Raw genomic sequence first — 24467 nt, 5'->3', positions numbered from 1 at the left:
ATTTATGGTTAGAATTCGCCATCTCAAAATAAAAATCGAACACATGCTATGAAAATTGGACTGTTTTACGGCTCAACCACCTGTTACACAGAAATGGCTGCAGAAAAGATTCGCGGCATCATCGGCGAAGACTTAGTCGACATTCACAATGTAAAAGAGACGCCACTTTCATTGATGGCCGACTACGACCTACTGCTACTGGGTATCTCAACTTGGGACTTCGGTGAAATCCAAGAAGATTGGAATGAAATCTGGGATGACCTAGCAACCACACCTGTAAAAGGCAAAGTCGTGGCACTGTTCGGACTGGGTGACCAAGAAGGCTATGGCGAATGGTTCCTTGATGCGATGGGTCTATTACACGACGAACTGAAAACCGTAGGTGCGGAGTTTGTCGGATATTGGCCAAACGACGATAGTTACGAGTTTGAAGCATCAAAAGCCCTAACAGAAGACCAATCACAGTTTGTAGGCCTTGCTCTTGATGAAGACTCACAGTACGAGCTGAGCGATGACCGAATCGCAGCTTGGGTTGAGCAAGTTCTGGTTGAATACAGCGAAAAGATCTAACTCATCAACCACTCGCTATCACGTGAGTGATGAACATTAAAACCAGCGAATGTAAAAAGGCCCCGCGACTAATCAGTCGCGGGGCCTTTTCTATTTAGTTCGAAAACAGATTAACTCTCAGAGATTAAACCGTCTCTTCAGCCATTTCAGGGGCTGTCGATTTACCTACGAAGAACATGCAGATGATAGCTGCTGCTGTTGGTAGTAACCAACCCATACCAATTTCAAACAGTGGTAGCATCTTCAGTGCAGATACATCTACACCCGCTACTTTCGCTGCATCAATCAGAGCAAATAGTAGAGATACCAAGATAACCACGCGGTATGCCATTTGAGGGTTTGGCAGTTTCTTGCGTAGGAAAGTCAGTGCCACTAATGCAATCGCTACTGGATATAGTGCAAATAGAACCGGTACTGACAACGAGATAAGCTGAGCTAGACCAACGTTAGCAACCGTTGCACACGCTACACCGTTGATGATTACCCAAGTTTTGTAAGACATCGGAGTTAGAGAACTGAAGTACTCAGAACATGCAGAGATAAGGCCGATAGCCGTCGTCAAACACGCTAGTAGTACAATCACAGACAGAACGATCTGACCTGAAGGACCAAATAGAGATTGAACGTATTGGCTTAGAACCACACCGCCATTATCTGCACCAGAAGCTACCGCAGCACTTGTCGCGCCAAGGTAGAATAGCGAGATGTAAACAAACGCTAGACCCGCAGCCGCAATACAACCGGCGCTGATCAAGTACTTAGTTGTCGCTGCACGGTCAGTGATGCCTTTGCTACGAATCGCATCCACGATCAGCATGCCAAACATCAGAGAACCGAAAGTATCCATGGTGTTGTAGCCTTCAAGGAAACCTTTGGTTAGAGGTTGAGTTAGGTAATCACCGTGTGCTGCAACGATCTCGCCTTGTGGGTTAACAAAAACTGCAATCGCTAGAATTACTAAACCAATGAATAGTGCTGGCGTCAGTACCTTACCAATCACATCGATCAGTTTACCCTGTGACCATGCAAAGAACATCGCAATCGCAAAGAATGCAATCGAGAAGATCGTTAGGTGTGCTTGAGCTGCATCGATGAAGAACGGCTTCACCGCCATCTCGTAAGCCACTAGGCCAGTACGTGGCGCTGCGAATGCTGGGCCGATGATGATGAAGATCAACACCGCCATGATCGTCGCTGCTTGTTTTGGAAGATCTTTAGTTAGATGGCCCCAAGAACCACCAGCAACCGCGATAGCAACAATCGTAATTAAAGGGAGACCTACCGCAGTTAAAAGAAAACCAGACATCGCTGGAATGACATTTTCGCCCGCTAATTGACCGGCGAGAGGTGGGAAAATGATGTTACCCGCACCCAAGAAAAACGCAAAAAGCATAAAGCCCAATGCCATAATATCTGTTAGTTTTAGACTCTGTTTCACAGATAATCCTTAATTATATTTTTGAAATGATGTTGTGCTTGCGTGAATGTTACAGTTAAAAACTGCCATTCAATCTATAAAATAGTCGCGCATAATGACGAAACACTCAGTCAGCTGCAAGCTACCGCAGAAAAACACCATATTAATTTGCAATTTCATACAAAAAGCAGTTTATTTCACTGGTTTTGAAAAATTAGACACAATTATAAACTACTCATAAGTTGCAACAATTAAAACCAAATCAGAACAAAAGCCTGTACAAAAGATCAACAACAAAGCTAAATAGTTAAAAATTCCGGTACCTGCAGATTTATGAAAGAAAAAACGCTAGAGACAAAAAGCTTTAATTTTAAACAGTTTTCTATTTATGGTGGACAGAGTGGAATGCCTGTCAGCACCGATGGCGTACTACTGGGTGCGTGGACACAGCTTAATCACCAACAAAACGTTCTGGATATTGGTACCGGTACTGGTTTGTTAACACTGATGCTGGCGCAGCGTTATCCTTCGGTAAACCTTGCAGCAATAGATATCGACCCTGACGCCATTCATGCCGCCAAGATTAACTTCGACCACTCCCCTTGGAGCGATCGTCTACAGCTCTATTTTGGTAGTGTGCTAGAGGTTGAATTACCAGAGCAATTCGACGCCATCATCTGTAATCCACCCTACTTCAATTCCGGAGAGCAAGCAGCACATAGCCAACGCGCTACGGCTCGTCATACCGCTAGCCTTGATCACAAAGCGCTGGCTGTTCGCTGCTATGAACTCACGACAGAATCGGCCACTGCGAGCTTTATTCTGCCGATGGTTGAAGGGGAACAGTTTATTGAGCTCGCCAAACAGAGTGGATGGCACTTATCGCGCCGATTGGATGTGAGAACCACCGCCAGAAAGCAGCCTACACGTCTTTTGTTTGAGCTATCTAAAGATCCCAGTGTGCAACTCGACCACCAGCAGCTATTAATTCACGATCAAAATGGTTACAGCGAGGCGTTTATCGCCCTAACCCAAGATTTTTATCTCAAGATGTAGCAAATACCATGTGATCCTAATCACTAATGCTTCTATAATGTCCGACTACTCTTTTTTATCGTCTGCCAACGACGTGCAGACACATTTATTGCTTGTGGAGAAACAACAGTGATCAGAACCTTTGCAGAACTCGATCTAGAACAAGAGCTGCTTAAAGCAATCGACGAGATGGGTTACGAACGCCCAACACAGATACAAGCTGAAGCAATCCCACAAGCGTTAGATGGACGAGACGTTTTAGCTTCTGCACCGACAGGTACTGGTAAAACAGCTTCTTTTGTACTGCCAGCTTTGCAATACCTACTCGACTTCCCACGTAAGAAAGCGGGTCCAGCACGTATGCTGATCCTAACGCCGACACGTGAGCTAGCAATGCAGATCGCAGACCAAGCTCGTGATCTTGCAAAATACACCAGCCTTAACATCTTCACCATTACTGGTGGTGTGATGTACCAAGAGCACGCGGATATCTTAGGCACGACTCAAGACATCGTTGTTGCAACTCCAGGTCGTCTAATGGAGTACATCGAAGCTGAACGCTTTGATTGTCGTGCTATCGAATGGCTGATCCTAGATGAAGCAGACCGCATGCTAGACATGGGCTTTGGTCCAGTTGTTGACCGTCTATCTGCAGAGTGTCGCTGGCGTAAACAGACGCTACTATTCTCGGCAACTCTAGAGGGTAAAGGCGTTGAAGGCTTCACTGAAGATCTACTAAACAACCCAGCAGAGATCGATGCTAAATCTTCTCTACGTGAGCGTAAAAAGATCACTCAGTGGTACCACCGCGCAGACACAGCTGAGCACAAGCTGGATCTTCTTAAGCACATCATCACTGAGCAAGCAGAGCGTACTATCGTGTTCCTAAAAACACGTGAGCGCCTAGCGGACCTTCGAGCTCAACTAGAAAGCGCACAGATCCCATGTGCTTGGATTCAAGGTGAAATGCCACAAGATCGCCGTAACAATGCGATTGCTCGCTTCCGTGATGGCACTGTGAATGTCCTACTGGCAACTGACGTAGCAGCTCGTGGTATCGACCTGCCAGACGTTAGCCACGTAATTAACTACGACATGCCACGTACCGCTGACGTTTACCTGCACCGTATTGGCCGTACCGCTCGTGCTGGTAAGAAAGGTAATGCTATCTCACTAATCGAAGCACACGATCAACCAATGATTGAGCGTGTTGCGCGTTATACTAAAGAGAGCATCAAAGAGCGCTTTATCGAAGGTATGCGTCCTACACACAAAAAACCTGTCTTCAAAAAGAAGAAAAAGGTGAAGAAGGACGATAAGAAAGGCGCAGCTAAAAAAGCCGCTAAGAAAAAGAAGAAGTAGCCGCTTTGGGTCACTCATTCGGTGACCTAACCTACTCTACAGAATAACAAAAGCCCCTGATAGCAACGCTGTCAGGGGCTTTTTAGTCATTGAGATAAAACGAAGATTAGTTCTGTTCTTCGCGCTTGAACACTAGCTCTTTTGCGTTCGACTCTTCTTCTACAAAGTAGTAGCCCGCAGTATCAAACTGAGTCAGCTTTTCAATCGAATCAACACGGTTTTCAATGATGTAACGTGCCATCATGCCGCGCGCCTTTTTCGCGTAGAAGCTGATCACCTTGTATTGGCCATTCTTACAGTCTTTGAATACAGGGGTGATTACCTGACCATCTAGGTTCTTTGGCTTCACTGCTTTGAAGTATTCATTCGATGCAAGGTTGATAAGCACATTATCGCCCTGAGCGTTTAGCGTCTCATTGAGCTTGTCAGTGATCAGGTTGCCCCAGAACTGGTAAAGGTTAGTACCACGAGCATTCGCTAAACGTGTACCCATCTCTAAGCGGTAAGGTTGCATCAAGTCCAACGGCTTAAGCAAACCATACAAGCCTGACAACATGCGTAGGTGCTTTTGTGCGTATTCGAAATCCGCGTCCGTCAGAGTTTCCGCTTCAAGGCCGGTGTAAACATCGCCCTTAAACGCCAGAATCGCTTGGCGAGCATTCTCTTGAGTGAAGGTTTCGCTCCACTGCTCAAAACGCGCCACGTTAAGGCCGGCAATCTTATCGCTCACCTTCATTAGCGCCGAAACATCTGCAGGCGTTAGTTTACGGCACTCTTCAATCAGCTCGGCAGAGTGTTCAATAAACTCTGGATGAGTAAACTGCTCGGTAGCCAATGGTGATTCATAATCTAATGTCTTTGCTGGTGATACGACAACTAACATAACTTTACCCTAATCGGTTATCTGACTTTATGCTTGATAGAGTATAGAAAAAACATCAATTTGTCTTTATGACTCTTCCTATTACTTCGATAGATAAACACCTATTTCACTAATGTCCACACAATAAAAAAGGCTAAGGTATCACTACCTTAGCCTTTCAATTTGAGAAACGGTGAACGCTCTATATTGCTCAGCGTCGCATCACAAGATTACTTCTTGTTGCCGTCCCAAATACCATCTTCTAGCTGAGACTTAAGCTCTGGGAAATCGTTCGCATCAAACGTTGGAACTTTACCCGCGTCTAGTTGACGGTTGTAGTCTTTCGCAAGCTTAATCACGATGCCTGATAGCAGGATAATCGCTACCAAGTTAACAATCGCCATTAGACCCATAGATACGTCAGCCAATGCCCATACTGTTGGCAATGTTGCCATTGAACCAAACATAACCATACCTAGAACGATAACTCGGAAAAGCACTAGGCCTTTCTTGTTGTTGTGCTCAAGGAAGATTAGGTTCGTTTCAGCGTAAGAGTAGTTCGCGATGATTGAAGTGAAAGCGAAGAAGAAGATCGCTACCGCTACGAAGATACCACCCCATGAACCTACTTGTGCTGTTAGTGCACGTTGAGTCAGTTCGATACCTGTTACTTCACCATGAGGAACGTACTCGCCCGACATTAGGATGATCGCAACTGTTGCTGAACAGATAACGATAGTGTCCATGAACACACCTAGCATCTGAACGTAACCTTGAGACGCAGGGTGCGGTGGGTAAGGTGTTGCTGATGCCGCTGCGTTTGGCGCAGAACCCATACCAGCTTCGTTCGAGAATAGACCACGTTTAATACCGTTGATCATTGCTTGAGCGATTGCGTAGCCTAGACCACCCGCTGCTGCTTCTTGCAGACCGAATGCACTCTTGAAGATAAGAGCCAATACTTCTGGCACTTTCTCGATGTTGGCAAACATGATGAACAGAGCAATAGCAAGGTAAGCTAGCGCCATGATCGGTACGATGATTTCAGCAGTGCGTGCAATCTTACGGATACCACCGAAGATAACGAATGCAGAGATAACTACGATCGCAACACCTGTGTAGCTGCGCTCAAAGTCAAACGCTGTGTTCATAGCGCTTGCAATCGCGTTTGCTTGTACCGCGTTGAAAACAAGACCGAATGCAATGATTAGGAAGATAGAGAATAGAACCCCCATCCAACGCATGCCTAGGCCTTTCTCCATGTAGTATGCAGGGCCACCACGGTAGTTACCGTCGTTATCGCGCGTTTTGTACAGTTGAGCCAGTGTGCTCTCTGCAAACGACGTTGCCATACCTAGCATCGCAATTAGCCACATCCAGAAGATAGCACCTGGGCCACCAGCGGTTAGAGCAACTGCAACACCAGCCATGTTACCTGTACCAACACGAGCAGCAAGACTAGTACAAAGAGCTTGGAAAGATGAGATACCAGCACTGTCTGCTTTACGGCTGTTCTTCAGAACAGAGAACATGTGGCCAAAGTGGCGGAATTGAATGAAGCCTAGTCGTACGGTGAAGTAGATACCCACACCAACGAGCAAGTAAACTAAGATTGATCCCCAAAGAAGATCGTTCATTAAATTGATTAAATCTGTCACGTGAACCTCGTATTGAGTTTAAGCACCGATCATGCTTCCTAGCCTTCCTCTTAATCGCCTATGCCTCTGTCAATGTTGTGTCGGCATTCGTTGTTATGTTCTTGCGGCGATTGAGACTGTAAATGTCGCTTCATGCATCCATTTTACGTATCAGTGTATTTTTGACGGGCGGATAATGCAGTGAGATTTAGCAAAAATCAATATGCAAACAATCACACATAAAAGTGACATTTCACTAAAAAATCACCTTTTGTTAACACAAACCGCAACAACAACACCTCATAAAAGTCACATTATCGGGACATAAGCTCAACAATGGACAGTATCTCTCTTTAACCTGCACAGCATCCCATAAAATAGCCATCAGCCTAGGCTTTACAAGGTATAGTGAACAATCACCGTTTTTGGAAGTATCAAGTAAAACTCCTACCTATCTCCTCGATAGGTGCTTGGTTGCATTGTGACGAAAGGAGCATAAGCTTCGCACAATGAATTAACATTCTCAGACAGTGAATTTAATCGTTTTCCTAAGTTTGTTTGCCTAATTTTTAAACATAAATATGAGCCGCATGTGTGATGGTAAGTCAAAAAACCACACGAAACCTTCATGAATATGAAACAAATGAGAAACAAATCAAAGTTATGGTGGCATTAATTATGGTATTTAATGAGTCCGAAAGGACTATTCCCACGGAAGGAGATATAGCTTATGGATAACTTTCAATACGATGAAATCACTGAACTTGATCTACCTCGTGCAACACAGAAAGGGCGTTCAAAACCTCTAAAGCGCAAGTGGCGTGAGATTGAGGAGATTAATGATCGTCGACGCCTTCAAAAAGAACTCATGGACATGAATCTTGGCTTAGATTTCGACCTCGACGATATTAAGCTTTAATAGACACGATAAATAAAATAAAGGCACCCAACTGGGTGCCTTTTCTCTTTCTACAACTATTATAGAGAGCTAAACGCACTCTTGTTCACTTTGGCGAACTCGAATCGCCAACTGACGGTACTGATCGGCAATCGTGTCACCAAACACAGGATCATCCTCTGGTTGTTGCCAAAGCTCTTCAACACTACGCCAGTCTTGCACCGAAAAAGCTCCGACAATAATCGGTAGAATGACTTTCTCTTCATATTCCATGTGCTTTCGCTGCGCTTCTATAAATGCTGCAAGCTGATCAATAAACACCTGCTGAGGAACTACCGCATCTTGAAGAATCATCTCAACCACATCTAAGAAGTCAGCGGTCTTCTCCGCCAACAGCTGATGTTCAAGTTCCAGATCTTCGATGGCCTGCTGTTTACCGTAATGTTTTAAATAGTGACGGTAGATAATATCTTCTTTCGGATGATGCACCTTATCTGAGTGGTTCATTAAATAGTGCACCACTTCCGCCACTAGGCTGTAGTTTATCGCTCGCTCTTTCTGTAGAAGCTCAAGTTTGGTCTTTAAAATCATGAGCAGACGAGCCATGTAACCATGCTCTCTTCTTATCCTTTCTATCATCATAGTATTGCACTCCATTACACCTACTCTTTGTAAGTGTATATGAAGATAGGATAATCGGGTTTGATACTGCTCAGAAAACCATCAAACTAGACGTCAAATGGTAAACACCAATCAATTGCAGGCAAGTTTTGTGACTTCAATAGCTGATTGGTTTGAGAAAAGTGCTTACAGCCAAAAAAGCCGCGTCGTGCAGAAAGCGGAGATGGATGCGGAGCACTCAAGACAAAATGCTTACTCTCGTCAATAGCTTGCCCTTTCTTCTGAGCATGCGCTCCCCATAATAAGAAGACAATCGGTTTATTGCGTTCGTTAAGTTGCGCGATGATATGATCGGTAAACGTCTCCCAGCCACATTTAGCATGCGAGTGCGCCTTACCCTCTTCTACTGTGAGTACAGTATTTAGCATCAATACGCCCTGCTTCGCCCATGACTCGAGGTAACCGTGTGAGGGTGGCTCAAAATCCTCAATATCATCGGCAAGTTCTTTATACATGTTACGCAGAGAAGGCGGGATCTTAACCCCTGGCAGTACAGAAAAGGCCAAACCATGCGCCTGCTGAGCACCGTGGTATGGGTCTTGCCCGAGAATCACCACACGCACATCCTCAAAGGGCGTCACATCAAAGGCGCTGAATACCTTATCTTGGGGTGGATAGATGACCTTACCATCTCGTCTTTGCTTTTCTACAAAGTCGTTGATGTGCTGAAAGTAAGCTTGGCTCTGTTGCTGACGAATAATCTCTTGCCAAGTCTGCGACGAACTCATTGAATTGCTCCCGAACGATGCCACTCGAGTAACGCTAGTAAATGACACAAGCGAGTTGCTCAGATAAAAATAGCGGTATGAGTGATAACTGTGACTGTAAAGCCTAGTTATACCTCATACCGCTATTAATAGACATCATTGTCCAAATTCGCAGATAGAGATTCATCGATACTCACCGCTGAATAAAAGGAAGGGGAATCACGATTGACCTTTCTGAGGTGTTCGATGATGACCGTGACTGTGAATATGACGATTTGGAGTCGGCAAGCGTGGGGTCGCATGAATCGTCGAGACATGAAGATTAGCTTTAGGTGTGTAAGTGGTCGAATACATAATGGCACCCTCCTCTATTACATAGTGAAATACATATTCATTAAACACTATGAAAGAAAGGTGCCAACAATCTCATTTAGCCACAACTTTTTTAAGGTTTACTGTTCTCAATGATCACTCTGCGTTCACAGATGTGTGGTGATACATTCTAAGTTGTTGAATTTCCTCTTTCCAAATCGAAGAGTCGATCGTTTCTAGGATCAGCGGCATGTTATCAAAGCGCGAATCACTCGCGATATACTCGAAACACGCCCAACCAATTTCCCCTTGCCCTAGCGAATGGTGTCGATCGACTCGACTTGCGAACTCAGCTTTTGAATCATTGATGTGCATTGCTCTCAGATAGTGCATACCAACAATACGATCGAACTCAGCAAAGGTCGCTTCACAGGCTTCCTTGGTTCTCAGGTCGTAACCGGCCGTAAAGGTGTGGCAAGTATCTAAACAAACCCCCACTCGAGTTTTATCTTCAACCTGATCGATGATTTCCGCTAAGTGCTCAAACTTCCAACCTAAATTAGTCCCTTGCCCAGACGTATTTTCAATCACGGCGATCACCTCCGGTACCGCGCGATGAGCAATATTGATAGACTCCGCGATGCGCGCCAAACAGTCACTTTCAGAAATTTTCTTTAGATGACTCCCAGGATGGAAATTAAGTAGCGTCAGACCAAGTTGGTTACAACGCTCCATCTCATCAATAAACGCCGCGCGAGACTTTTCGAGCTTCTCCTCTTCTGGGGCACCTAGGTTAATCAAATAAGAATCGTGAGGAAGAATGTGCTCCGCGCCAAAGCCCAACATCTTGCAGTTGGCTTTAAATGCACTGATGGTTTTTGGCTCCAATGGCTTTGCCGCCCACTGCCTCTGATTCTTAGTAAATAGCGCAAATGCGTTGGCGCCAATTTCTCGTGCACGCATAGGAGCTTGATCGACACCGCCAGCCGCAGAAACATGAGCACCTATGAATTTTTGGCGAGAGTTTGGGGCGTTTTTTTCCAGAGAATTACTGTTTGTCATTAAATCACTTCACACTTACAGAATGGCGGATAAATACTTGTTTATATCCGCATCAGTTCAATAAAAGCTCTATTTTTGTAGTAAATTTACAACAAAAATGACCGTTAAATATTTTTTATAGTTTAAAATATTTTGTAACTATATTGTTTTCAAAGCTTTTATTGATTTAACTCAAAATAATTACCATTAAAAAATTAAGGTTTTTGGTTGTTTTTTGACTTAAATCAATATTAAACTAGCTAAAAATAGGTATATATAAGCCAGCTCAACAAAATTCGAAAGTTAACACCATAAATCAAACCACATTCAGTGGACTAGGAGATAGTGATGATCCAAGGTATTCAAATTACTAAAGCAGCAAACGACGAACTACTTAACTCAATCTGGCTACTAGATAGCGAAAAGAACGAAGCGCGTTGTGTTGCAGCAACTGCTGGTTTCGAAGCTGACCAAGTTATCCCAGCTGCTGATCTAGGTGAGTACGAGAGCCGTGAAGTTACAATCGAAACTGCACCTCGCATCGAAGGTGGTCAACACCTAAACGTAAACGTTCTTAAGCGCGAAACGCTAGAAGACGCAGTTGCTCACCCAGAGAACTACCCTCAGCTGACTATCCGTGTATCGGGCTACGCTGTACGTTTCAACTCGCTAACGACTGAACAGCAACGTGATGTTATCGCACGTACGTTCACTGAGTCTCTATAATTTAGAGCTTAAGCGTAACCAAATTTAAAAAGCTTGGTCATTACTGACCAAGCTTTTTTTATGTCTATCATTTACGGCGCATTCCTTTGGGAAGGATCTTTGCGAAACGCTTTGGCTAACGTGGTAGGGTCGAGTTTATCTCGCTGCTGAGCAGCCCCTTCTGCCCACCACACCAACTGGTGCAGAGTTCGATTCATGTATTCATCCCATTGATCCTGCTCTGATACATCCGCCACACTTCCCTCTTCATTGAAGACTTGCTGCGCTCTAGGTAGATGAATCATCGCCGACACGGGTAAACATCCTAGCTCTGATAAGAAGGTTCTCATCGATACCGCTGCGCGAGCGCCTCCCCACTGCCCCGCAGAATAGGTCACTATCGCACTCGGTTTATAAGAAAACAGCGAACTCCCAAAATGATTCAGAATGTTTGCTAGTGCTGGGCTCATCGAGTGATTGTATTCAGGACTCACCATCACATAACCATCAGCTTGTTTTATCTTCTCCGCTAACTCGCTTAACGAAGCTGGCACCTGGGAGCGTCGGTAAGAAAACTCCGGCTTGAATATCGGCCCGAGCTCATAATCAAGAGGGTCGATGATCTCTACCGTGTGCTCAGGGTAAGTTTTATTCAGCAACTTCAAACACGCCTGACTGACTCGCTCCCCCACTCGTGCTGGTTTCGGTGGCGTGCTTTCTCGTACTGAGCCTAGAAACACTAAAAAGTGCATACCTTCTCCTCGTATCAATAGCCAATAAAAAAGGTGAATACCCATGGCACTCACCTTTTCATTTAATCTAACAAAACCGCGATTGGTTTGTCATTGTCATGTTCTTATCAGATTTGGCGTATTCAGAACTATGGCTGAACTCGACGCAATACTTCTTTAAGAGCATCAAAGTCGTTCGCAAGGTCTTCAGACAGCAGCTCCATCGCAGCGTGTTTCGCTAGCGGACCTGGCAGATCGATGTCTGAACCAAGAATGTCATCAACCACTTCTTTGAATTTAGCCGGGTGAGCCGTACATAAGAACAGGCCTGTTTCACCGTCTTGCAGCTGCTCGTCTAGTAGGCGATAAGCGATAGCACCGTGTGGTTCACATAGGTAGCCTTGTGCTTTTAGGTCACGTACTGATTCTGCGCTCTGCTCATCAGATACTTTGCCTTTACCCAGTGTATCCAAGCCCCAACCTTTCAGTTGGCAAAGCTCTTCGATACGAGGCCAGTTGTTCGGTTGGCTCACATCCATTGCGTTTGATGTGGTTGCAACAGTCGGCTTTGGATCCCACTCGCCCGTTTCTAGGTAACGTGGCACTGTGTCATTTTCATTGGTCGCAGCGATGAAGCGCTTCACCGGTAGGCCTAACGCTTTTGCCAATAGACCTGCAGTTAGGTTACCGAAGTTACCGCTTGGTACTGAAACCACTAAGTTTTCACGCTGCTCTTTAGTCAGCTGAGAAGCCGCTTCGAAGTAGTAACAGATCTGCGCCATTAGACGACTGATGTTGATAGAGTTCGCTGAGTTCAGACCGATCTCTTCACGCAGTGCTGCGTCATCAAATGCTTGCTTAACCAGTGCCTGACACGCATCGAAGTCACCGTCGATAGCAACAGTGTGGATGTTTTTACCTAGTGTACAGAACAGCTTCTCTTGCAGTGGGCTGATCTTACCTTTCGGGTAAAGAATCACAACGTTGATGTCTTCCATACCGTAGAACGCGTGCGCAACGGCTGCGCCCGTATCACCTGATGTCGCCGTAAGGATGGTAATCTTGCCGCCGTCTGAAACAGCTGCCAAAGATTGCGCCATAAAACGGCCACCAAAATCTTTAAATGCTAGCGTTGGACCGTGGAACAGCTCAAGCGCGTAAACGCCATCTTTCACTTGGTTGATAGGTGCAGGGAATTGGAATGCTGCATCTACCATTTGATCGATTTGCTCTTTTGGTAGTTCATCACCAATCAGTGCCGATAGAATCTTTGCGCTACGAGGGACAAAGTCCTCTGCAAGTAGTGCATCGATATCATCAAACTTTGGTAGCTCTGATGGGAAAAATAGACCTTGGTTACGACCTAGACCTTGGCGAACGGCTTGGCCAAAAGAGACTTGTTCATCATTTTCTTTGATGTTGTACAGCTTCATAACTCACTTCCTGTAACGATCGAGCCTTGCTTGTCCAAACGACAAACATGGACGAATCCTTCTTCATTTTGTACGTAATTTTGTTCTAGCCAGCGTGCAACACGCTCAGCGACATCTTTTTCTTTGCAAATGCTAAATAAGGTCGGACCGCTGCCGGAGATTCCCGTAGCAAGCGCTCCCGCTGACAACGCGTATTTACGGGCGTCAGCAAAACCTGGTAGCAGTTTCTCACGATATGGTTCTGCGATCACGTCTTTGATCATTTTTGCAGCAAGCTCTGGCTGACCAGAGTGGCAAGCGTGAATAAAGCCCGCAAGGTGACGACCATGAGCAATGATATCTTGGCGACGGTATTGAGATGGTAGGATCTCTCGCGCTTCAGCCGTCGATACCTTAATCCCTGGATACGCCATTACCCAGTACCAGTCATCAAAGCAAGGGACTTCTTGGCTGATAATACCCAGCTCTTCCAACATCAATTGCACGCCACCAAGGTAACATGGAGCCACGTTATCATAGTGAACGCCACCTGAAATCTTGCCTTCCATCTCACCCATTAGCGCAAGCAATTCAGTCTCGTCCAATGGCTGACCATGGAAACGGTTCAAGGCATCCAGTGCGGCAACAATTGAGCACGCACTTGAACCTAGACCAGAGCCAATCGGCATGTTCTTTTCAAGTGTCATCTCTAGTGGTTTAAGAGCAACACCCTTCTTATCGATTTCACGAGCAAACACTGTCCAACAGTCGTAAACAATGTTCTCTTTTGCTTCTGTTGGCAGCTTAGAAACAAAGCTGCCGGCTGTTTTTAAAGAGAATGGTTCATCACCAGCTTTAACCATCACTCGGTCACCAAGCAGTGTGCCATCGATAGGCGACACAGCGGCACCAAGAACATCAAAACCAACGCTGACATTACCGATTGAAGCTGGAGCGTAAACTACAACATCCATATCACTTGAACTCATTCTTAAACTCCTAATTTCCAGCCAAGGGTACGCATTACATCAGAGAATACACCTGCTGCTGTTACCTCAGTACCCGCACCGTAACCACGCAGTACTAATGGGATTGGTTGGTAGTAACGGCTGTAGAATGCTAGTGCGTTCTCACCATCTTTAATCTTGAACATTGGGTCATCGCCATCAACTGCAGCGATGCGAACCTTACATTTACCATCGGCAATTTCGCCTACATAACGCAGCACTTTGCCTTCTTCAGCCGCTTTTGCTGATTGCTCTTGGAAGTAAGCATCCGCTTCTGGTAGACGTGCCATGAACTCTTCTACGCTACCTGAATCATCGAAACCTGGTGGTAGTGCTTGGTCAACTTCTACATCTTCAAGCTCTAAAGCCATACCCGCTTCACGCGCCAAGATAAGTAGCTTACGCGCCACATCCATACCCGATAGGTCGTCACGTGGGTCTGGTTCTGTAAAGCCGTTATCTTTCGCGATATTAGTTGCTTGGCTCAGAGTCATACCTTCATCAAGCTTACCGAAGATGTAAGATAGAGAGCCCGATAAGATACCGTTAAATTTCTCAAGTTCATCACCCGCAGAGATAAGGTTCTGCAAGTTCTCGATAACCGGAAGGCCAGCACCTACTGTTGTCTCATACATCAGCTTACGACGTGAGTTTCGTGCAACTTCACGAAGTTGATGGTAGTACGCCATACTTGCTGTGTTTGCTTTCTTATTCGGTGTAACAACGTGGAAACCCGCTGCTAGGAAATCAGCATACTGGTTTGCAATCGCTTCGCTTGACGTACAATCAACCAGTACTGGGTTAATGATGTGGTTACGTTGAACCAAAGCAGCAATACGCGGCAGGCTGAACTCTTCTGTTGCACTGTTCATGCGGTCACGCCAATGCTCTAGAGGTAGACCTTCACTATCAAGCAGTAGGCCTTTACTGTTTGCTAAACCACATACGCGGATAACAATGCCTTTCTCTGCCAATTTACCTTGCTGACGCTTAATTTGATCCACCAGTTCGCCACCAACGCCGCCAACACCAACAACGAAGACATCAAGGAAGTGTTTAGAGTTAAATAGGTTTTCGTGACACGCTTTAATCGCTTCTGAGATTTTATCTTCAGGAATCACGGCAGAAATTGCTCGCTCAGAAGAGCCTTGTGCGATCGCCACGATGTTTACGTTCACTTCTGCTAGTGAAGAGAAGAATTGAGAAGCAACACCGCGTGAAGTACGCATGCCGTCACCAACCAAAGTAACGATAGCTACGTCATCCATGAACTCTACTGGCTCAAGTAGGCCATCTTTCAGTTCAAGCTCAAACGCTTCAGACAATACTTGTTGTGCTTTCTGCTTATCTGCAGATTCGATACAGAAGCTGATGCTGTACTCAGATGAAGATTGAGTAATAAGAACAATAGACACGCCAGCTGAAGACATTGCACCGAATACGCGGCTCGCCATGCCAACCATGCCCTTCATGCCTGGACCTGAAACGTTAACCATTGTTAGGTCACTCAGGGTAGTGATGCCTTTGATCGCTAGGTTGTCTTCGCCAGTGTCTTGGCCAATCAGTGTGCCCGCACCTTGAGGGTTAAAGCTATTTTTGATTAAGCAAGGAATGTGGAACTGAGCAATTGGTGCGATGGTTTTCGGGTGCAGAACAGAAGCACCAAAGTATGAAAGCTCCATCGCTTCTTGGTAGCTCAATGACTTAAGAAGACGAGCATCATCAACAAGGCGAGGGTCACAGTTATAAACGCCGTCTACATCCGTCCAGATCTCACAACAATCAGCACGCAGACACGCTGCCAATACCGCTGCTGAGTAATCAGAACCATTTCGACCTAGTGTAACTAGCTCACCTTTTTCATTACCGGCAGTAAAGCCAGGCATGATGTTAACGTGTCCTTGAGGAAGAGGATTTTGACGGAAGTTCTGCGTAGAGACATCAACATCAACCATCGCTTCTAGGTGATCACCTTTCGCGTATAGGTACTGAACCGGGTCGATAAGATTCGCTGGCTGACCTTTTGCTTCTAATACAGCCTTCATCAGCTGGATAGAGATACGCTCACCTTTACTGATGATGCGCGCATTAACATGGTTAGGACACATGCCTAATAGGTCAATACCGTTTACAAACTGACGTAGTTGAGTCAGTGATGTCTCAACTTGCTCTTGGAAAGCCGTGCCATCCACGCCCGGAACCAGTGCTTTGATATCAGAAAATAGTGCTACAAAAGAGGACTCAATCTCTTTGATTTGAGATTCCGCTTCACCATGTTTAAGTGCCGACTCAATCACCGAAACCAACTTGTTCGTTGTTTTGCCCGGTGCTGATAGCACGACCGCTAGCTCTTCTTGCTGGGCATTATTAGCGATGATATCCGCCGCTCTCAAAAAACGATCGGCGTCCGCTAATGATGAACCTCCAAACTTTAAAACTCGCATCCCTTCCTCTCCATAAGTCGTAAAAATGGTATAAAAAAAGGCCTGTATCTTGTGGGATACAGGCCTTTATTTGTAAATCCGTTAGTTAGCAGCCTGCCCCAACAATTGTAATGTCGGTAATAATAATGGTTGTGGTCATTACTAGGTGGCTTGAGTGCTGCATATTCAATTCTCTGCGTTTGCTTATCTCTACGTGTATCAAGTTTTGCTACATCTCGTCAATGAAAAGTTACTTTTTTTTCGCATTCACGACATTTTTCATAGTAAGACGTTATTTAGAGCAGAAAGTAGCAATGAAATGCAAGGCATAAAAAATGAACAGAGTTTGCCCTAGATCGCAAAAGCAACCTGTTGCTTATTAATTCTGTGCAAAAAGGTATCTGGTTCGTACAGCTAACCATCAAGTTCTGTGCTTTAATTAGACAACAAGCGTATATAACAAATAATAACGACATCAGGAGTGGGAAGTGAAAAGATTACTATTTCTTTTAGCCTTTGCGATGCCTGTTATTTGTAACGCGAATTCTTTGCCTCTCTTACCGAGCCAACTCGACACATCGGCACACAAGTTTTTTATCTCAAGCCAAAGCTCAACCAATGAATCTTTCGATGTTTGGAAAGTCGACAGCGGCTATTCATACTCGGTGTTTAAAAACGTCGATCTGTTTGTGGGTGCTCGTATCAATAGCGATGCTCTAAGGCATGAAAATGGATTCCTTAGTGGCGTAAGCTATCGACTGAGTGATCGCATCTCTTTCAACAGTACTCTACACACCTACAGTAATGAAGAAGATGTTGAGCAAGGAAAAGAAAAGTCGATTGCAGCTGAGGTGACCAGTCGAGTTCAACTGACCGATAATCTCGACCTGCATGCCACCCTCGATTACGAAGAGTGGCAGCAAGGTGTGGAAGTTGGGATTGGTTTTCGTTTTTAAGCAGATTGCTGGTTCTAGGTCACTTCAACTTCCAAACCGTTTCCCGTTTCCACTTAAAAATCGCTAGCTACGGGTTGATCAGAAGCTCTGAAGAGAGGAGCACTCCGTTCCAATCAGCATAGATGTAGTCACCAGGCTGGATCAGTTGATTATGAATCGTCAGCGTCACATTCACTTGACCACTGCCACGCTTCTCTGTTTTGAATGGTGAAGATCCTAGAGCTTGAACACCAAGATCCATCTGCGACATCATTCCAACATCACGGATAGCGCCATTAACGATCACGCCTTCCCAGCCATTCTCAATCGCCAATATGGCAAGTTGATCACCCAGCAAGGCTTTTTGGCAAGAGCCGTTTCCATCGACCACCAGTACCTTGCCTTTTCCGTCACCTTCTAACACATCACGAACCTTAGAATTATCGTGATAGCAACGCACTGTTACAATTTCGCCCCAGAACGCAGCACGTTGGCCGTAGTTCTGTAAAGGGAGATTGAGTAGCGTCACTTTGCTTTCGAACTCATCACATAAGTCCGGTGTTATATCGTGCATATATCCTCCATGAGCGAGACAGGCAGCCCATGCCGCGAGTCCCATGCTTAAAGTAAAAATAAATCCTTTGTTTTCAATATGTCTATAATTAAAAGACAGCTTATCGCTTCCTAGGTTCCACAGCCTACTCTTGATGTAGGTAAGTGTGACTACGAAAGCAAAATATACGAGCCAGTTCGAATAGCCATTCCATATTTATGGCTATTTAATCATTTATAGTGTTGATTAAGCAGTAGCTCATACTAATCAAGTTTGATACCAGACAGCAATTGATATAAATCAACAAAGTGAATGGAATTAACATTATCGCGTTGTTAGCATGCTGTTAACATTATAGAATTCTCAGCAATCACTAACAGAATGATTAAAAGGCGTACTGGATTTACGTTATTGGCAATACTTCAAGGAAGGCAGACAGCTGGAAGTAAGTGTATTTTTGAAAACTTTGAGTTATCATCAAAATTACATTACCTGTATGTTATGTTTTTGCCTAGAATTTATTCTATTAGCACAGTTTCGTCACAAATTTAGGTACCGCCAAAATGCAAACCCCGCAGATTCTTATCGTAGAAGATGAGCAAGTAACTCGTAACACTCTTAAGAGTATTTTTGAAGCAGAGGGATATGCTGTTTTTGAGGCTAGCGACGGTGAAGAGATGCACCAAGTGCTGTCTGACAACCAAGTGAACCTTGTTATCATGGACATCAACTTACCTGGTAAGAATGGCCTTCTACTTGCTCGTGAACTACGTGAGCAAGCAAATGTTGCGCTAATGTTCTTAACTGGTCGTGATAATGAAGTAGACAAAATCCTTGGTCTAGAAATTGGTGCAGATGATTACATCACTAAGCCTTTCAACCCTCGTGAATTGACTATCCGTGCACGCAACCTTCTAAATCGTTCAATGAGCACAAGCTCTGTTCAAGAAGAGAAGCGCAGCGTTGAGAAGTACGAATTCAACGGTTGGGTTTTGGATATCAACAGCCGCTCTCTAGTAAGCCCAGATGGCGAAGGCTACAAGCTGCCTCGCTCTGAGTTCCGTGCACTACTGCACTTCTGTGAGAACCCAGGCAAGATCCAAACACGTGCTGACCTTCTTAAGAAGATGACTGGCCGTGAGCTTAAGCCACATGACCGTACAGTAGACGTAACTATCCGTCGTATCCGTAAGCACTTTGAATCAGTGTCTGGTACGCCAGAAATCATTGCTACGATTCACGGTGAAGGCTACCGCTTCTGTGGTGATCTAGAAGACTAATTCACACCATCACAGTGAATAGGAAAAGGGAGAATGCTCAGCATCCTCCCTTTTTTAATACCCGTTTCACGCGGCACGAATAGCATGCCGAAGCACGCTACTCTTGATTTATTGAAGCGCTTATTTAGTAAACCGTATCCACTTTAACGTCTTTCTCAACTAGCCACTTCACTGCTTCACCATCTTTCAGCTCCACTGCAACATCAACAGGTTGTTCGCTGTCGATCTCTAGCTGCCACACAAACGCCACTTCCCATTGAGTTTCATTGTGCGTTCTCAGGTCTAGGTCATCGCCAGTAATAAGTAGCGTGTCCGCGCCCTGTTTAACAGTGACACTCTCAACAGCCAGTGTCGCTGGTAATTGAGAATCTGATTCAAGGTAAATGGCACCATGCAGTGTCTTATCTTGTGCTTCACCTATGGTTGGCATCTTATTTAGCCAAAGATTACTTTTCATTGTGATGGTCGTAGTAGAAACTTCGACTTGGTTGTCTTGTTGCCATTCTACTTGTGGTGCAGAACAACCCGCTAATGCCACGACACAGGCGGCGAATGCTAATTTTTTCATTATTCTTCTACCTTTGATTTAACCAACTCTTTAAGACTTCAATGTCGTTCTGATATTCGTTGTTAATTTCATCGACCCAATCTGAGATGTTCTCCCACCATGCTGGTAGATCCGGTGATTGCGCTTTTTGCGCCACTTGTTGAATTCGTTTCAAACCAATAGAGCCTGCTGCCCCCTTGATCTTATGTGCTTCTGAAACGATATTGGCTTGGTCTTTTGCCACCATGTTTGAGTTTAGGATATCCATGTAGTCAGGCATCATATCTTCAAACATCGCAATGCTATCGAGCACAGGCTTAGGGCCAACAATATCAACATAAGACTCTAGCATCTCAATATCAAGCAAGCTGGTGTCTATGGACGTAGTTTTCGGCTCCACCACTTGTGCTTCTTCAATCACTTGTGGTTTATCCGGTTGCTCGCTCTCTATCAGCTTAGCAATCACATCTTGAATCGCTTTCACAGATAGCGGCTTGCTGATGGCATCATCCATCCCTTTGTTGAGGTACTCTTTCTTGTTGTTAAGCACATTGGCCGTCAACGCCACCAGCGGTGGTAACTCTGAGTACTTCTCACGATAGTACTTAGCGATATCAAAACCGGTCATGTCTGGAAGTTGAATATCTAGCAACACCAGATCAAACTCTTGCGGGTTGAACGCAATCTGCGCCTCTTTACCGGTCATGACCACCGTCACTTTGTGACCTAAACTCTCAAGCAGCGAGCGGGCAACCGTAACATTGAGTTCAATGTCTTCCACCATAAAGATGTTCAATTGCGACTGCTTTCTTGGCGTCTTCACTAGAGCTTGAGTATCGTGATTAACAGGTACACGAATCGAGACTGTGAAGGTACTGCCGAAGCCCTCTTCACTGCTCACGGTAATATCGCCGTCCATCATGTTGATCAGCTGCTTGGAAACTGCCAAGCCAATTCCCGTCCCAACGGCATGTAAGTTATCAGAGCCGGATTTCACTTGGTAATACATCGCGAAGATCTTATCGATTTCACTCTCTGGAATACCAATACCGGTGTCTTCCACTTCCATCGTGATATGCGCGAAGTCATCTTCGATATCCGCACTCACCGTCATTACCACACCGCCGTCTTTGGTGAACTTCATCGCGTTACTAACCAGATTCCACAGCACTTGGCGCAAACGAGTGCCATCAACTTCTACTGCTGTTGGCAGATCAGATAGTCTTTCGAGATCGAACCTCAATCCTTTCTGCTCCGCCATCAATGCAGAGATACTCTCCATCTCAGAAACAAAGTCTTCAAAGTTAATTGGCGTTGGGAAAAGCTCAAGCTTACGTCGGTCGAACTTATCCATGTCGATAATATCGTTAAAGATATTGCCGAGCGTCACAGCGCTGACTTTAATAGTCTGCATATGTTTACGCTGCTCAGTCGTTAATTGACTATCGAGTAACATACGACTCAAGCCGACAATACCGTTAAGCGGAGTGCGCAACTCATGGCTGATGGTTGAAATGAACGTGGTCTTATCTCGACTGGCTTTCTCAAGCGACTCTTCGTGCTCTTTACGCTCAGTGATATCACGCCCAAAGCCCACCAAGCCAAGGTGACGACCATCTTTGCTGTAGAAAGGAACCTTGCGCAATTCGAAGTAGTTCTTACGCCCATCAGGGTACTCTAGCCACTGCTCATAAGTGACGGCTTGATTATCAGCAAAGACCTTTTCATCGGTCTCAACCACTTGCTGAGCCACCTCTTTGCTGTAGACATCCCATGGCGTTAAGCCAACTAGGTCTTTCTCTGTTTTACCAGTCAGTTCTTCAACGGCTCGGTTACATCCAGAGAATACGCCATCTTCATTGCGGTAATAGATAAGGTCAGGAGAGGCATCAATGAAAGAACGCAAAAGAGCGGTTCTCTCCGCCAATTCAAGCTGAGTGCGTTCGCGTTGAAAGACTTCGTTCTCTAGGTCATGCATTGCTTCAGCACGCGCCTCTTCAGCTTTTTCACGCTCTTCGATCTCTTGGTTAAGCTTCTCGATATTGAGCTGTAATTTGTTGTTTAGCTCTTGGTCACGCTCACGCATGTCCCCAAGTTTAGAGACCAATTTAGCGAGGCGCTGACGAGACTCTTCCAGCTGATCAACAACGACAGATAGAAAATAGACAGCCCAAGGAGTGATAACCAGACCAAAAAAGACAGAGCGGACAATATCGATATCATCGACATTACCTTTGAGAGCCAGAGTGATACCAACTTGAACCACGACCGCGAGTGCGACCAATGCTAATGCGAGGAGAATAGAGAATCGGACAATTCCCAGCTTTACGAGAAGATCAACGTAATACTGGGCGAGATTTTTCATGGGTTTCATTTAGCGCTCCATGCGATAAGACTAGCAATATTCTACCCTGTTTAGACAAGGGAGGTAAGCTAGCCACATCACATGCAACAGCCATGCGGGCATTTAATTACGCTTATCTTGGTGTCTGTTGATGACTCATAAACCCAAGGTATGGAGACGCCCTGTTGAGCTGGGGTGAACACTGGTTTGATTACGTCCATCCGCTTTGGCCTGATAGAGGGCACTGTCAGCCAATGCAACCGCCGATTCCATCTCATCATCGAGCGTTGGAATGTAAGAAACCACCCCGATACTCACTGTCACCCACTCAGAAACCAGAGACTTTTCATGAACAATGCCAAGGCTTTGAATCTCATCATGGATACGTTGCGCCACCAGCTGAGCACCTTCAGTTGCTGTGTTTGGCAATATGAAGGCAAACTCTTCACCACCGTAACGCGCAACACAGTCAGACGATCGGTTCAGCACACGTTTAAAGGCTTTTGATACTTGAATCAAAGCGTCATCACCTTGTTGGTGACCATAGAAATCGTTGTAGCCTTTAAAGTAGTCGATATCACATAGCATGATGGTGAGCGGCTGTCTTTCTCGAACATGGAAATGCCACAAGGTAGAAAGCTGCTCATCAAAACGGCGGCGGTTAGAAACTTGAGTCAGGCTATCTAAGAAGCTCAAGCGCTCTAGCTCTAAGTTCGCCTCTTCAAGTTTCTGCTCTGCTAAATAACGTTCTGAAATATCACGTGCCATGATCAGTACACCACTAGTACTGGATGCTGGATCTTTAAATGGTGATTTCACCACATCGTACCAAGTCTGCTCACCATCACTTGAGACGACCTTATCGATGTAACGCAGTGATTTACCTTGATGAAGCACTTGATGATCAGAATCTGAAAGGCGCAAATACATGCTGTTTGGCACAACGTCTTGTAGGCGCTTGCCGACTAAGTCACTCACCTCAGAAATCCCTAATGCGGCAACAAACGGCTTATTACACGCTTGATAAACCATGTTCTCGTTGAAGATACCGATCGAATCTGGGCTAGCCTCTAAGATGTTTTGAAGAATGGTGTCTCTCTGAGCCAACGCCACCTCAGTGTCTTTACGCTTTTCCATCTCATCGCGCAGTTGTTGCTGCATGTCATGCCAATCGGTTACATCATGGCTGATGGAGAGAGTACCAATCCTCTCCCCATTTCCATCAATCAACACACTTTGATAGGTCTCAAGCAGGCAGCTCTTTCCTTCTTGATCGGTCGTCCAGCTGCGTTGGCTGACTCGCCCTTTTAGTGCGCCACTCGACACACTCAGCGTGCCCTCTTCTAGACGACCATGCCAAAACTTCTTAAACGATCGGTTACTAGCCACGAGATCGCCCTTTTGATCTTTTACATAAATCAATTCAGACAGCGAATCCAAAGCGGTACGAGCAACATTAAGCTCTCGCAATTCTTGAGATTGTTCTTCACTAGAGTGTTTATGCGGCGTTGCGTAGAGCATCCATACACGTTTACCGCGAAAGATCATCTTGCGCCCTAGCATGTTGACCTTGCGAGATTCGAACTCAGATAACGCCCACATCAGGCATTGTTCAAAAGAGTGGCTACTTTGATGATTAGAAAGATTTTCAGAAAAGGCAGTTTGACAGTCATTGGTTGGGTAACGGAAATGAGTACCCATCTGACGGATACCCAATAATTGCATAGCCTGACGATTCGCATGCACGATTTCGCCACTCTTAACATCGACCATACACAAGGGTGCAGGCGTGGCGAGCAGCAGATGTTCGATATGCGCTTGATAACGGGAATAGAGATACCAGCCGAACAAGGTAAACAGCAGAAGGGTAACAATAAACGATCCATAGCAAATCGCATTGTCCCACAACCAAGTCATCAATGGTTCCATCTACCCTCTGTCTATATACATCTCTAATAGGGCGGATCTTATCACTAATTGATCTTTTTATCTCTACAAGCCGCTGTTG

At 45.3% G+C, this 24467-nt stretch carries 22 protein-coding genes and 1 other annotated feature; of the genes, 7 read left to right on the top strand and 15 right to left on the bottom strand.

Translation table 11 applies throughout. The annotated features are described in order from the left end of the window. Positions 1–48: 48 nt before the first annotated feature. Entirely contained in the window at positions 49–570 is a 522-nt protein-coding gene (gene fldB, locus VFDL14_RS02910; protein WP_032553159.1) for a flavodoxin FldB, read from the top strand. Between the two features lie 124 nt (positions 571–694). On the opposite strand, the gene brnQ is transcribed toward fldB, so the two are convergent. After that, complete coding sequence (gene brnQ, locus VFDL14_RS02915) at positions 695–2008, bottom strand: branched-chain amino acid transport system II carrier protein (RefSeq protein WP_032553158.1); 1314 nt, start codon at positions 2006–2008, stop codon at positions 695–697. A gap of 312 nt (positions 2009–2320) precedes the next feature. On the opposite strand from brnQ, the gene VFDL14_RS02920 reads away from it, so the two are divergent. Then, positions 2321–3043, top strand: coding sequence for a tRNA1(Val) (adenine(37)-N6)-methyltransferase (locus VFDL14_RS02920; protein ID WP_032553157.1), 723 nt, complete (start codon positions 2321–2323; stop codon positions 3041–3043). A 108-nt stretch (positions 3044–3151) separates the two neighbouring features. Then, the gene (gene srmB / locus VFDL14_RS02925; protein WP_032553156.1) at positions 3152–4384 is read left to right on the top strand and encodes an ATP-dependent RNA helicase SrmB; all 1233 of its coding nucleotides are present in this window, start codon (positions 3152–3154) and stop codon (positions 4382–4384) included. A 106-nt stretch (positions 4385–4490) separates the two neighbouring features. On the opposite strand, the gene yaaA is transcribed toward srmB, so the two are convergent. Beyond that, the gene (gene yaaA, locus VFDL14_RS02930) at positions 4491–5267 is read right to left on the bottom strand and encodes a peroxide stress protein YaaA (RefSeq protein WP_032553155.1); all 777 of its coding nucleotides are present in this window, start codon (positions 5265–5267) and stop codon (positions 4491–4493) included. 209 nt (positions 5268–5476) lie between these two features. Next, positions 5477–6904 carry an alanine/glycine:cation symporter family protein gene (locus VFDL14_RS02935; protein WP_032553154.1) on the bottom strand — a complete coding sequence of 476 codons (1428 nt, stop codon included), beginning with the start codon at positions 6902–6904 and terminating at the stop codon, positions 5477–5479. A 709-nt stretch (positions 6905–7613) separates the two neighbouring features. Here VFDL14_RS02935 and VFDL14_RS02940 point away from each other — a divergent pair. Continuing rightward, positions 7614–7802 (top strand): DUF3545 family protein, encoded by a 189-nt coding sequence (locus tag VFDL14_RS02940; RefSeq protein WP_032553153.1) that lies wholly within the window; start codon positions 7614–7616, stop codon positions 7800–7802. Between the two features lie 69 nt (positions 7803–7871). Here the strand turns inward: VFDL14_RS02940 and VFDL14_RS02945 are convergent, their stop codons facing one another. The 4 genes from VFDL14_RS02945 to nfo all read right to left on the bottom strand — a co-directional run bounded on the left by VFDL14_RS02945 (position 7872) and on the right by nfo (position 10543). Continuing rightward, positions 7872–8423 (bottom strand): hemerythrin domain-containing protein, encoded by a 552-nt coding sequence (locus tag VFDL14_RS02945; protein WP_032553152.1) that lies wholly within the window; start codon positions 8421–8423, stop codon positions 7872–7874. 86 nt (positions 8424–8509) lie between these two features. Continuing rightward, positions 8510–9190, bottom strand: coding sequence for a uracil-DNA glycosylase (ung, locus tag VFDL14_RS02950; protein ID WP_032553151.1), 681 nt, complete (start codon positions 9188–9190; stop codon positions 8510–8512). A gap of 198 nt (positions 9191–9388) precedes the next feature. Beyond that, a complete protein-coding gene (locus tag VFDL14_RS25065) occupies positions 9389–9523 on the bottom strand; it encodes a hypothetical protein (RefSeq protein WP_263641665.1) in 135 nt (44 codons plus the stop codon). A 114-nt stretch (positions 9524–9637) separates the two neighbouring features. Beyond that, positions 9638–10543, bottom strand: coding sequence for a deoxyribonuclease IV (gene nfo, locus VFDL14_RS02955; protein ID WP_032553150.1), 906 nt, complete (start codon positions 10541–10543; stop codon positions 9638–9640). Between the two features lie 327 nt (positions 10544–10870). Here nfo and grcA point away from each other — a divergent pair, with 327 nt between their 5' ends. Then, positions 10871–11248 carry an autonomous glycyl radical cofactor GrcA gene (grcA, locus tag VFDL14_RS02960; protein ID WP_032553149.1) on the top strand — a complete coding sequence of 126 codons (378 nt, stop codon included), beginning with the start codon at positions 10871–10873 and terminating at the stop codon, positions 11246–11248. Between the two features lie 71 nt (positions 11249–11319). On the opposite strand, the gene VFDL14_RS02965 is transcribed toward grcA, so the two are convergent. The 4 genes from VFDL14_RS02965 to thrA form a co-directional block, all read right to left on the bottom strand. Next, a complete protein-coding gene (locus tag VFDL14_RS02965; RefSeq protein ID WP_032553217.1) occupies positions 11320–11979 on the bottom strand; it encodes an NADPH-dependent FMN reductase in 660 nt (219 codons plus the stop codon). A 128-nt stretch (positions 11980–12107) separates the two neighbouring features. Next, positions 12108–13391, bottom strand: coding sequence for a threonine synthase (thrC, locus tag VFDL14_RS02970; protein WP_032553148.1), 1284 nt, complete (start codon positions 13389–13391; stop codon positions 12108–12110). Then, positions 13388–14344 (bottom strand): homoserine kinase, encoded by a 957-nt coding sequence (thrB, locus tag VFDL14_RS02975; protein ID WP_032553216.1) that lies wholly within the window; start codon positions 14342–14344, stop codon positions 13388–13390. Before thrB ends, thrC begins: the two co-directional genes overlap by 4 nt. Positions 14345–14361: 17 nt before the next feature. Continuing rightward, on the bottom strand, positions 14362–16821 hold the full coding sequence (thrA, locus tag VFDL14_RS02980; RefSeq protein WP_032553147.1) for a bifunctional aspartate kinase/homoserine dehydrogenase I: 2460 nt from the start codon (positions 16819–16821) through the stop codon (positions 14362–14364). Positions 16822–16852: 31 nt separating this feature from the next. After that, positions 16853–16968: a sequence feature (Thr leader region), on the bottom strand. Positions 16969–17288: 320 nt separating this feature from the next. Here thrA and VFDL14_RS02990 point away from each other — a divergent pair. After that, positions 17289–17756, top strand: a complete 468-nt coding sequence (locus VFDL14_RS02990; protein WP_032553145.1) for a ribonuclease regulator — start codon at positions 17289–17291, stop codon at positions 17754–17756. A gap of 67 nt (positions 17757–17823) precedes the next feature. On the opposite strand, the gene VFDL14_RS02995 is transcribed toward VFDL14_RS02990, so the two are convergent. Beyond that, positions 17824–18309 (bottom strand): putative 4-hydroxy-4-methyl-2-oxoglutarate aldolase, encoded by a 486-nt coding sequence (locus VFDL14_RS02995; RefSeq protein ID WP_032553144.1) that lies wholly within the window; start codon positions 18307–18309, stop codon positions 17824–17826. 542 nt (positions 18310–18851) lie between these two features. On the opposite strand from VFDL14_RS02995, the gene arcA reads away from it, so the two are divergent. Beyond that, positions 18852–19568 carry a two-component system response regulator ArcA gene (gene arcA, locus VFDL14_RS03000; RefSeq protein ID WP_004741534.1) on the top strand — a complete coding sequence of 239 codons (717 nt, stop codon included), beginning with the start codon at positions 18852–18854 and terminating at the stop codon, positions 19566–19568. 124 nt (positions 19569–19692) lie between these two features. On the opposite strand, the gene VFDL14_RS03005 is transcribed toward arcA, so the two are convergent. The 3 genes from VFDL14_RS03005 to VFDL14_RS03015 form a co-directional block, all read right to left on the bottom strand. Then, on the bottom strand, positions 19693–20136 hold the full coding sequence (locus tag VFDL14_RS03005; protein ID WP_032553143.1) for a hypothetical protein: 444 nt from the start codon (positions 20134–20136) through the stop codon (positions 19693–19695). Positions 20137–20143: 7 nt separating this feature from the next. After that, the gene (gene arcB, locus VFDL14_RS03010) at positions 20144–22489 is read right to left on the bottom strand and encodes an aerobic respiration two-component sensor histidine kinase ArcB (RefSeq protein ID WP_032553142.1); all 2346 of its coding nucleotides are present in this window, start codon (positions 22487–22489) and stop codon (positions 20144–20146) included. A gap of 126 nt (positions 22490–22615) precedes the next feature. Continuing rightward, entirely contained in the window at positions 22616–24388 is a 1773-nt protein-coding gene (locus tag VFDL14_RS03015) for a diguanylate cyclase (protein WP_032553141.1), read from the bottom strand. Positions 24389–24467: the final 79 nt, after the last annotated feature.

This window comes from Vibrio fortis (assembly GCF_000695685.1).
Taxonomy (GTDB): domain Bacteria; phylum Pseudomonadota; class Gammaproteobacteria; order Enterobacterales; family Vibrionaceae; genus Vibrio; species Vibrio fortis_A.
Note: the sequence above shows the minus strand (reverse complement) of the source record. Positions and strands in the feature narration are given on the sequence as shown.